General features: G+C 69.5%; 9 protein-coding genes. 3 read left to right on the forward strand and 6 right to left on the reverse strand.

Going from position 1 to position 10,910, the window contains the following annotated elements:
- Both sigK and G6016_RS13800 read right to left on the reverse strand, forming a co-directional pair.
- Positions 1-702, reverse strand: a 702-nt coding sequence (gene sigK, locus G6016_RS13795; protein ID WP_182633202.1) for an ECF RNA polymerase sigma factor SigK, incomplete at its 3' end; no start/stop codon positions are given.
- Entirely contained in the window at positions 699-2,333 is a 1,635-nt protein-coding gene (locus tag G6016_RS13800) for a molybdopterin-dependent oxidoreductase (protein WP_182633203.1), read from the reverse strand. The genes G6016_RS13800 and sigK, both read right to left, overlap by 4 nt.
- A gap of 161 nt (positions 2,334-2,494) precedes the next feature.
- Between G6016_RS13800 and G6016_RS13805 the strand changes: the two genes are divergently transcribed.
- Entirely contained in the window at positions 2,495-3,184 is a 690-nt protein-coding gene (locus tag G6016_RS13805) for a fasciclin domain-containing protein (RefSeq protein ID WP_182633204.1), read from the forward strand.
- Positions 3,185-3,318: 134 nt separating this feature from the next.
- Here the strand turns inward: G6016_RS13805 and G6016_RS13810 are convergent, their stop codons facing one another.
- Complete coding sequence (locus G6016_RS13810) at positions 3,319-5,202, reverse strand: acyl-CoA dehydrogenase (protein ID WP_182633205.1); 1,884 nt, start codon at positions 5,200-5,202, stop codon at positions 3,319-3,321.
- Between the two features lie 168 nt (positions 5,203-5,370).
- Between G6016_RS13810 and G6016_RS13815 the strand changes: the two genes are divergently transcribed.
- The gene (locus G6016_RS13815; protein ID WP_182633206.1) at positions 5,371-6,684 is read left to right on the forward strand and encodes a lipase family protein; all 1,314 of its coding nucleotides are present in this window, start codon (positions 5,371-5,373) and stop codon (positions 6,682-6,684) included.
- An 87-nt stretch (positions 6,685-6,771) separates the two neighbouring features.
- Here G6016_RS13815 and G6016_RS13820 read toward each other — a convergent pair whose 3' ends face one another.
- Positions 6,772-7,224: an Lrp/AsnC family transcriptional regulator gene (locus G6016_RS13820; RefSeq protein WP_182633207.1), complete on the reverse strand. Its 453-nt coding sequence runs from the start codon at positions 7,222-7,224 to the stop codon at positions 6,772-6,774.
- Between the two features lie 82 nt (positions 7,225-7,306).
- Here G6016_RS13820 and G6016_RS13825 point away from each other — a divergent pair, with 82 nt between their 5' ends.
- Entirely contained in the window at positions 7,307-7,942 is a 636-nt protein-coding gene (locus tag G6016_RS13825) for a LysE family translocator (protein ID WP_182633208.1), read from the forward strand.
- A 24-nt stretch (positions 7,943-7,966) separates the two neighbouring features.
- Here G6016_RS13825 and G6016_RS13830 read toward each other — a convergent pair whose 3' ends face one another.
- Entirely contained in the window at positions 7,967-8,851 is an 885-nt protein-coding gene (locus G6016_RS13830; protein ID WP_182633209.1) for an SDR family NAD(P)-dependent oxidoreductase, read from the reverse strand.
- 192 nt (positions 8,852-9,043) lie between these two features.
- The coding region (locus G6016_RS13835; protein WP_182633210.1) for a penicillin-binding transpeptidase domain-containing protein at positions 9,044-10,910 on the reverse strand (1,867 nt) is incomplete at its 5' end.

Genomic DNA, 10,910 nt, shown 5'->3' on the forward strand with positions numbered 1-10,910 from the left:
CGCACCTCCCAAGCAATTCTTCAGCCGCCGCAGGCCGTCGCGGATCCGGGACTTGATCGTGGGCAGGGCGGCCTCCAGTTTGTCGGCGACCTCGCGGTAGGTCAGGCCGTTGAAGTAGGCCATCTCGATGGACTCGCGCTGGGTGTCGGTGAGCGTGTCCAGGCAGCCGCGAACGCGGGCGGCGTCCTCGTCGCGGGAAAGCTGTTCGGTGACCTGCTCGGCCACATCACCGGATTCCGCTGTCCCGGCGGCGATCCCCGCGGCGGCGTCGGCCTCATCCCGCCGGGTGGCCGCGCTCTCGGCACGGACGCGATCCACGGCGCGGCGATGGGTGATGGTCAGCACCCACGACTGCACGGAACCGAGCGACGGCCGGTAGTTGGATGCCTGTTTCCACACCTGTAGAAACACTTCCTGCACGGTCTCCTCGGCGAATCCCGGGTCGCGCAGCACCCGCAGTGCGAGGCCGTACGCGCGCGGCGAGAGGAGATCGTAGAAGCGGGCGAACGCATCGAGATCGCCTGCGCCCGCGAGCTCCAGCAGACGCCCTGGATCGACCGACGGCTGGGCGGTGGGCTCGGACACGAGCGTCAGTGTAGTGCGGGGCGTCGCGCGCGGTACCGGCGCGGCGTGCGGCGTGGCGTGCTCAGCGTCGTAGGGCGCGGCGTTCAGCGCGGTGTGCGGCGTGGCGAGGGCGGTCATGACGACCCCACCCGGAAGGTGCGGTTGTGCCAGCCGGTGGCGCCGTCGGGGACGGTCGGGCGCCGCTCCTCCGTTTGCACCTCGCCCCGGCCGTCGGTGGCGCGGACGTGCAGCGTGTGCAGGCCCGGTTCGGCCATCCAGTCGAACGACCACATGCGCCAGGTGTCGAGCGAGTAGGCGGGGGAGAGCCGCGCGTCGCGCCAGGGGCCGTCGTCGACGCGCACCTCGACTCGCTCGATTCCCCGTTGCTGGGCCCACGCGGTGCCGGCGACGACGACGAGGCCCGGCTCCAACTCCGCCAGCGGGGCCGGTCGGTCAATCCTGCTCGCGGTCCGTATCGGGCCTTTTTCGGACCAGCCGCGATCTGTCCAATAGGCCCTCGCGCTGTCGAAGCGGGTCACCTCCCAGTCGACCACCCATTTGGTGGCCGAGACGTAGCCGTACAGGCCCGGGACGATCTGCCGGACGGGATAGCCGTGGTCCAGCGGCAGGGGTTGGCAGTTCATGCCCACGGCCAGCAGGGCGTCGCGGCCGTCGGTGAGTGCCTCGATCGGGGTGCCGGCGGTCCACCCGTCGACCGAGGTGGACAGCAGCATGTCGGCGCCCGACAGTGGGCCGGCTTCGGCCAGCAGGTCGGCGATCGGGAAGCCGGTCCAGGCGGCGGTGCCCACGAGGTCGCCGCCCACCTCGTTGGACACGCAGGTCAGGGTGACGATGCGTTCTTGTGCCTCGCGGGCGATCAGGTCGTCCCAGTCGAGTTCGATCTCCCGCTCGACCATCCCGTGGATGCGCAGCCGCCAGTCGCGGGCCGCGAGCGCGGGGACTCGAAGCGCGGTGTCGATGCGGTAGAACTCGGCGTTGTCCGTGAGGAACGGGGTCACGCCGGGGGTGTTGGGGACAATGTCGGCCGGCACCGCGGGGGCTGCCTGGCGCGGCAAGACGCGGGGAAGGCGCAGGCCGGCGCGCTCGGCCACCACGTCCGCTGCCCGTCGGCCCAGTGCGAGTCCCGTGGCGCCCGCGGCCGCGATCACCGCGACGGCCGAGCCGGCCAGGATGAGGAATCGACGGCGGTCCGGGCCGGGCGACGAGGCGGGCTCGGTCGGTTGCTCCGTCGGTTTCTCGGTCGCACGCTCGGCTGGGTCCGACTTTTTCGCGTCCCGACCCCGGAGCAAAGTCTGGATCAACAGGCGTAGAGTCACGATACCGGCGGCCGCGCCGAGCAGAGTCGGTAGTGCCCAGAGGGGGCCGCCGCCCGGCCGGGCCGCCGCGGCGAGTGCACCGGCGAGGCCGAGTACGGCGATCACGACGGAGCCGATCGGTCGCCGTGGCCTCTCTAGTAGGCCCGCCACCACGCCGGCAATGGCGAGGATGACCGACAGTCCGATCAGGAGCGCGGGCTTGTCGGCTGTGCCGAGCAGGTCGATCGTCGCCTCGCGCACCGGTGCCGGGGCGTGGTCTACGACGGAGTCGGCTACCGCGAGAAATGGGGAGCTCGCCGTGTCGACGGCGACGGCGGCTGCATGTCCGATCGACAGCGCAACTCCCACCGCGAGCAGACCCGACAGGGCGCGTGCTGGTGCAGCGGGGAGGTGGCCGGGTCGCCGGACGGGCCGACCCTTCGATGTGTTCATGCAAGGAGTTCGGAGCCGGGCACCGTTCGGACCGGTCTGAAAAAAGTGTGATCCGCACCCATCCGCTACGTCTGCAGTGCCGAACCACCGGTGACCCAGCACACGGAGCCCACCGCAGATCGCCGATCGGTGATCAGGGCTCAACCGAAAGGATCACCATCATGGGCACCACGATCTCCCGGCGCATCGCCTCCGTTGCCGCCGCCGCTGCTGTGGGCGGACTCGTCCTGGCCGGCTGCTCCACCGACGACGGTTCGACCGACGCCGAGGGCGACACCGCATCCTCCGCCATGACCACCTCGTCTGAGATGGAATCCTCCGACACCTCCGCCACGGAGTCCGAGGCCGCTGCCGAGCCGGCGAGCCTCGTCGGCCCCGGCTGCACCGACTACGCCGAGGCCAACCCGGACGGCCCCGGCTCGGTCGAGGGCATGGCCATGGAGCCGGTCGCCACCGCGGCCTCCAACAATCCGCTGCTCACCACGCTCACGCAGGCCGTCTCCGGCGGCGTGAACCCGGAGGTCGACCTGGTCGACACCCTCAACAGTGGCGAGTACACGGTCTTCGCGCCCGTCGACGACGCCTTCGCCCAGGTGGACGAGGCCACGATGGAGCAGCTCAAGACCAACCCGGAGATGCTCACCGACATCCTCACCTACCACGTGGTGGAGGGTCAGCTGACGCCCGAGGACGTGGTGGGCATGCAGGCCACCCTCAACGGCGCGGACGTCGACGTCGCCGGTGAGGGCGATGAGCTCACGGTCAACGGTGCGAACGTCATCTGTGGCGGCGTCGAGACCGCCAACGCGACGGTTTACCTCGTCGATCAGGTGCTCGTCCCCGAGGAGTGACAGGGCTCGCGGGCTCCGGGCCCGCGGACACCGAGCACTGAGCACCGGGCGCGCTGGTTGCGCGCCCGGTGTGCTCGTTTCAGAGCCGTGTGCGTGCCCGGAATGGCTCAAAGAGGTAACGCAAGTCCGACCGGTCAGAACCAGTCGTCGCGCATGTCGAGAGTCGTGCGATCGCCGGCGGCCAGCAGGTCGAACTTGGCGTCGACAATCGGCAGTTCTCGACGGATGAAGTAGCGCGCGGCCTGCCACTTGCCCGCCGCGAAAGCGTCCGTCGAGCCGCCGCCCGAGCCGTCGCCCGCGCCGCGGTAACCCAGCGCGAGGACCTGCTCGAGCCACATCCACGCGATCACGATGTGCCCGGTGGCCTCGAGGTATTCGGTGGCATCGGCCAGGAACGCCTCGGGGTCGCTCGCGCCCACCGTCGCAAGCTCGGTGGTGACCTCGATGAGCCGGGTGACCCGCGGCCGCAGAAGCGCCGCGAGCTCGGCCTCATCCCCGTGGGACCCGTCAGGCGCGTGGGAATCGCCGGATCCGCCGGATCCGCCGGACCCGTCGGCCGCGGCCGCCCGGTCGCACGTGGCCGTGATCCGTTCGGTCAGTGCGGTCAGCCCGGCGCCCCCGCCCGCGAGCACCTTGCGACCCAACAGATCTTGCCCCTGGATCCCGTGGGTGCCCTCGTGGATCGGGTTGAGCCGGTTGTCGCGGTAGTGCTGTTCCACGTCGTAGTCGATCGTGTATCCGGCCCCGCCGAGCACCTGAATCGCCAGCTCATTGGCCTTCAGGCACCACTGTGACGGCCACGATTTGGCGATCGGGGTGAGAACGTCCAGAACGGTCTTGGCCGCAGCCGCCTGCTCCGGGCTTCCGGACTTCTCGTCGTCGACAAGCCTTGCGCAATACAGGCCCAACGCCAACGCGCCCTCAACGTAGGACTTCTGGGCGAGCAGCATCCTCCGCACGTCAGCGTGGCCGGTCAACATAACCTGCGGAGACGCCGGATCCGCGCCGACCTGGCGGCCCTGGGGCCGGCTGCGCGCGTAGTCGAGCGACTTGAGGTAGCCGGTGTAGCCCAGGGCGGTGGCCCCCAGGCCGACGCCGAGGCGGGCCTCGTTCATCATCGTGAACATCTTCTTCAGGCCCGTGTTCTCCTCGCCCACGAGGTAGCCCACCGCGCCCGCCTCGCCGCCGGGGGTGTGCAGGCCCTGACCCAGGCTGGGGGCGGTGTTGACCGTGCCGCGGAACCCCATCTTGTGGTTGAGGCCGGTGACGACGACGTCGTTGCGCTCACCCAGCGAGCCGTCGTCGTTGACCAGGAATTTGGGCACGATGAACAGGCTTATTCCCCGGGTTCCCGCCGGCGAACCGGGGATCTTCGCCAGCACCAAGTGGACTATGTTCTCTGCCAACTGGTGCTCGCCGCCGGAGATCCACATCTTCTGCCCGAACAGCCTGTACGTACTGTCTGGCTGCGGCTCGGCGCGTGTGGTGATGTCGGCCAGATTGGAGCCCGCCTGCGGCTCGGACAGACACATGGTGCCGGTGAAGCGACCTTCGAGCATCGGGCGGACGTAGCGGTCGATCTGCTCGTCGCTGCCGTGGGTGAGCAGCAGGTTGGCGTTGCCGGTGGTGAGCAGCGGGTAGCCGGCGGTGGAGACGTTGGCGGCGTAGAACCAGGCCATGCACGCCAGGTATGCGGTGTAGGGCAGCTGCATGCCGCCGACCTTGGCGTCCATGGCGGCCCCCACGAGGTCGGCGTCGGCGAACCGGCGCAGTGCCTCGCCGATCTCAGGGATGAGTTCGACTTCCTCGCCCACCAGGCGCGGCTCGTTCAGATCGGCCTTGCGATTGTGGGGCGCGAAGTACTTCTCGGCGAGCTCGGCGGACAGGTCCATCACCGCGTCGATCGTCTCCCGCGAGTGGTCTGAGTAGCGCTCCCGCTCACACAACTCGGATACCCGGAGCCAGTCATGCAGGAGAAAATCGAGGTCAGCGCGGGACAGAATCGTCGAGGGGGTCATGGTGAGAAGGGTACGTGGGGAGCCCCGCGGTGCCGGGAAATCGGGGCCCGCTTCGCGAGACGCCCCGGGTGCGGACGCCACCACTGGCGCTCGCATTGCCATCGGGATCAGCGGTCGGCAGCTGACGTGACCGACCATCCAATGACGTCTGCCAAGTAGTTTCCGCCTATGCGATCCGTCACAATTCGAAGCCGGGGCGCCTCACTGCTGAGCGTTGCCGCCGCCCTCGCGATCACCGTCACCACTCTCGGGGCACCGGCCGCCGCTGCTGAGCCCTTCGATCAGCCTGGCCAGTTCTATGACACTCAGGGGCTTCCCGAGGCTCCCGCCGGCCACATTTTCCGGTCGGCGCCCGCGCCACTCCCGCTCACCGCGGGTGTGCCGGGACTGCCGCCGCTTCAGTCGCCGTTGCCCGCGACAGCGGAGCGGATGATCTACCAGACCGCCGACATCAACGGTGCGCCCATCGCCACCTCGGGCGCCCTGTACGAGTCGACTGCCCCGTGGGACGGCCCAGGTCCCCGGCCGACGGTGGTCATCGGCCCCGGAACGCAGGGGCAGGCAGACGAGTGTGCGCCGTCGCGCAACATCGAGACCGGCGTGGGTACCAATCCGCGGACCGGCGTTCCGATGCCCTCTTACGAGGAGGGATTCGCGCTTGTTCTGGCCTCAAGGGGCTTCCGGGTCATGGTTCCGGACTACATCGGGCTGGGCACTCCCGGCATCCACACCTACGGCGTCCGCTCCGAAACCGCCCACGCGATGCTCGACGGGGCCCGGGCGGCGGTGGCCCGGTCCGCGGAGCCGTCGACCCCGGTGCTGCTCTGGGGCCACTCGCAGGGCGGCGGCGCCTCGGCGGCGGCTGTGGAGCTTGCCGGAGAGTACGCCCCGGAACTGGACATCCGAGCCGCGTATGCGTCCGCCCCGCCCGCCGACCTGCTCGCGGTGCTCGACCACATCGACGGCACTCAACTCTTCGGCGCGATCGGCTTCGCGATCAACGGGATGGCGGATCGATACCCGGAGCTGCAGGGTGTCATCGACCGAAACGTCACCGATGCGGGGCGTCACGCTCTCAAGGACATGAGCACCATGTGTCTGCTGGACATCCGGATGCAGTACGGCGGAAACCACACCTCACAGTGGACCAACACCGGGCAGCCGCTCGGCACGCTGATCCGCAATGAGCCCGACGCCCTTCGGGTGATGGAGGAGCAGCGCATCGGAAAGCGTGTCCCGGCCGTCCCGGTCATGCTCGCGGGTGGCATCACCGATGACACCATCCCGGTGGGTCAGGTCGAGGAACTCGGCCGCAACTGGTGTGAGCAGGGGGCCACGGTCCACTTCCACCATGACCCCACGCCGAAGATCGGAACCCTTAACCACGTCGCCGCGGCGGTGGCCAACTTCGAGCCCGGCGTGCAGTTCCTCATGGATCGTCTCGCCGGGGTACCCGCGCCGAACGACTGCGGGAGCTTCTAGGAACTACACACCGGGCGCACCACCCGGCCAGCAGTGCCCACCCCGGCGTTCCGCTCTCTACCTGTGAGAGCGGGACGCCGGGCTTTGTCATAGCGGGACGCCGCGGTCTTCCACGACCGTCCGCATCACCAGAGTCGACCGGAGATTCCCGACGCCGGGCAGGCCGGCGAGGCTCTCGTCGTACAGCCGCTGGAACGCGCCGAGGTCGGCAACGAGGATCCGCAGTAGATAGTCGGGCTCGCCGAACAGACGCTGCGCCGAGACCACGTCCGGCAGCTTCGCCACTTCCGCCTCGAACGCGGTGAGCGAGGCCTTCTCACCGTTTCGCATGGTCACAAAAACGAGCGCTTCGAAGTCCAGTCCCACCGCCGACGGATTGATCACCGCCCGGTAGCCGGAGATCGCGCCGGAGGTCTCCAACGCGCGGAGCCTCCGGTGCGACGACGACACGCTCAACCTCACCCGGTCGGCGATCTCGGCAAGCGTCAGACGGCCCTTCTCCTGGAGAGAAAGGAGAATATTTCGATCAATACGATCCATGCGGGATATCTTCTCGCGAAAGGACCATTTTGGCGAGTAAGTCGGGAGCACTTCTCGCCGGTTCGCTCATAGCATTTCAGGTATGCCACTCACCTCTGTCGCCGCGTTCTGGGCGGTGTCCATGCTGTTCGTCCTCACGCCCGGGGCGGACTGGGCGTACGCGATCTCGTCCGGCCTGCGGAACCGTTCCGTGGTGCCCGCGATCAGCGGCATGCTCTCCGGGCACCTGGCCGCCACCGTCGTGGTGGCGGCCGGCCTGGGCCTGTTGCTCACCGGGGATCCGATGATCCTCGGCGTGCTCACAGTGGTCGGTGCGCTCTACATCGGCTGGCTGGGTGTGGGGATGATCCGCGAACAGGGCGGCGGCGAACTGGCCGCTGCCACTGACACGCAGGGGACCGCGGCTTCCAGCAGTGGGCAGTTCGCGCGTGGCGTGGGAGTGAGCCTGCTCAATCCCAAGGTCATCCTGCTGCTCGGGGCGCTGCTGCCGCCGTTTGCCTCGCCCGATGCGGCCCTGCCGATGCCGGCCCAGATGATGGTCCTCGGCTCGGTGCACGTCGCCTGTACCGCGGTGGTCTACTTCGCCGTGGGCCTGCTGGCGGCACGCTTCCTGAGCGGGCGGGCGTCCGTCGCCGGATTCGTGACGCGCCTGTCCGGTCTGGCACTTATCATCGTGGCCGCCGTGCTTCTGGTCCGCCAGGCGGGCGTCTGGATGTGATCGCGTCGGGGTCGGCCGGTGGCCTTAGCCTCGGCCTGTCGCGGCCGCGAACTTGCGGCCCATCTCGGTCATCGTCTTGGTGTAGGCCACCGGCAGGAGACGTTTGCCGCGGTAGGACTTGCGGGCATCTGGGTCGGGGAGAATCAGGAACTCGCCCAGATCGAGGGCGGCCACAATCTCGGCCGCGATCTCGTCGGCGCCACGCTCGGAGCGGTCGATCAGCTTGGACGCGAACCCGGCGGCGGCCGGGTCGGAGGAGTTGAGGCTCGAGGCCAGGTTGGTGCGGAAGAACGACGGGCAGGCCACCGCCACCGTCACCCCGAACGGCTCGAGCTCCCAGCGCAAGCTTTCCGAGATCGCGACCACGGCCGCCTTGACCGCGGTGTAGGAGGACATGGTGGGCGGATGCACGAGCCCGGCCAGTGAGGCGGTGTTGACGATCAGGCCGTGCCCCTGGGCCTTGAGCTGCGGCACGAAGGTCCGGCAGCCGCGGGCCACGCCCAGCAGGTTGATGTCGGTGATCTGCCGCCAATCCTCCTCGGTCAGCATCTCGATGCGGCCGCCCTGCGCAATCCCGGCATTGTTCACCAGGACGTCGAGGCCGCCCCAGACCTCGCCGATCTCCTCGCGGGCGGCCTTCCACTCCTCTTCAGACCGCACATCGAGCCGCACGTAACGGGCGTCCTTCGGAATGGACTCGGGCCGCTCATCGGCGGGCGCGAGGTCGGCGATCATCACCCGGTCGCCACGCTCCAGGAACGCAGTGGCCAGCGCGAGCCCTAGACCCGAGGCGCCGCCGGTGATGAGCACCCGGCGGTTCGTGTCAGCAGGGGAGGGCGGAGCCATGAACGGCAGCCGAGCCAGGCGGCGGGTCGCGGCATCGGGCAGGGGCAGGTCACTCAGACGCATGACGCCGAAACTACCGCGCCCGGCCGCCTTTGAGCGCAATTGCGCCATCACCGATGCCGTGCGCGACCCGGGTCAGCGCACACGCAGCATCGAGAAGTGGGTTCGGCGCACATCTACTCGCGCGATTTGAGCCGAAGTCTCTGCTCGATTGGCCGGGGGCAGGGGTGGACCGAAGGTGCCTCGCTATGAGCGTCAGGCCGCGGGCTGGCCTGCCGCGTTGAGGAAGCCCGCCGCCATGGAGACCGCGGGGCCGGAGGAGCCGGCGCCCTCGATCAGCACGGCCACGGCGATGTCGCCGGTCGTGGCCACGAACCAGCCGTGCGACGGCCCCGAGCCGACCTCCGCGGTGCCCGTCTTGCCGCCGAGGCCGGGCACCGAGTTCGCGGCCGTGGCAGTGCCGGTCTGGACGGTCTGCTCCATGTACCGGCGAAGCGTGTCCACGACGTTCTGCGGCAGCGGTTCCGGCGAGTCGTTGGCCGTACCCGGCATGCCCTGGATCACATGGGGCTGGATCATCTGGCCGTTGTTCGCGAGCGAGGCGGTCATCACCGCCATGCCGAACGGGCTGGCCAGCACCTCGCCCTGACCAATCGACGCCTCGACCCGCGCCGGCCCCTGCTCGGTGACAGGCACCGACCCCGTGAACACGTTCGGGCTCAGGCCGGAGGCGAAGAAGCCCACACCCAGGCCCAACTGCGCGGCGGTGTCCTTCATCGCGGACGGCTCGAGACGGTCACTGATCACCGCCTGGCTGGTGTTGCACGAGCGCGCAAACGCGGTCTCCAGCGGGACGTCGCCGAGCGCGAAGTCGTCGTCGTTCGGAATGGTCCGACCCGACACCGTGATCTGGCCCGGGCACGGCACGATCTCCTCCGGCCCCACGACCCCAGCCTGGAGCGCGGCGGCCGTGGTGACCACCTTGAACGTCGACCCGGGAGGGAAGCGGCCCTCCATCGATACGGGCCCCTGCTGGTCAGCGGCCGAATTCTGTGCCACCGCCAGGATGCCGCCGGTCGAGGGCTGGATCGCCACGAGCGACGCCGCCTGCCCCGAGCCGTCCACCGCCGACTGTGCGGCCTGCTGCATCGAGATCTGCAGCGTCGACGTCAAATCCTCGACCTCACCCACGGGCGCCCCGGCCACCTCGATCGGCTCGACGCCGGGGTTGACGATGTCCACCGACCAGCCGCCCTCGGCCTGCAGTGCCTCGGTCCACGCGTTAGGCAGACCGTCCAAAACCGGAGAGTCCAGCTCGCGATCTGTGCGGATCAGCTGTCCCTGCTCCGGTAGCGACACCCCAGGCACGGCGGCCAACTGCTCACGGATCGGGTCGATGTCATCCGGCCGCAGCGCCACCACCTGATACGGCTGCTCCGGGTGCTCCGCCATCCCGTCGCGGATTGACTGCCCCGTGATGGTCGGCGCCGCCCCACTCACGAGCCCCGCCACGGCATCGGCGCTTCCGGCAGCGTCCGGCGCGAGCGTCACCGCCGTGACGGGCGTCCACTGCATGAGTGGCGCGCCGGTGCGGTCGAGGATGTTCGTGTCGTAGTCCAGCAGGTCGGAGTAGGCGAGGGCGCCTCCCGCGACGAGTCGGGAGTCCAGGATCGTGGGCTCCCACTGCACCTTCCACTCCTCGCCCACCTTGACGGTGCCGGCCTGCCCGGACGTGGTCGCGATGCGCTCGTCGGCCGCCGCCTCACCGCTGGTGTCCGGGGTGGTGGTGTTGTCGTCGTCTCCTTGTTCTTCACCTCCGGAACCGTCCCCCAGGTTCCACGTGAACTCCACCGGGACGGGTTCCTGGTCGGGGCGGTCGCCGTCTGCGGACGTGGACAGCGCCGGGTAGCCCAGGCCCGCGACGCTCGCCGTGAGAGATTCCTCCGCCGCGGCCGGGTCGGTGGTGAGCGCCGCGGCGCCCGCGAGGTCGCCGGTCTCGAGCGCCGAAAGGAACTGGCCGAGCTCGTCGGAGCCCGTGTCACCGGTAAGTGCGGCGCAGCCCGATCCGAGCATGACGACGACGAGGCCCGCCGCCGCCAGACCCGTCGCCGGGCGCAGGCGG

The organism is Dietzia aerolata (genome assembly GCF_014144865.1).
In the GTDB taxonomy this organism is placed as follows: domain Bacteria; phylum Actinomycetota; class Actinomycetes; order Mycobacteriales; family Mycobacteriaceae; genus Dietzia; species Dietzia aerolata.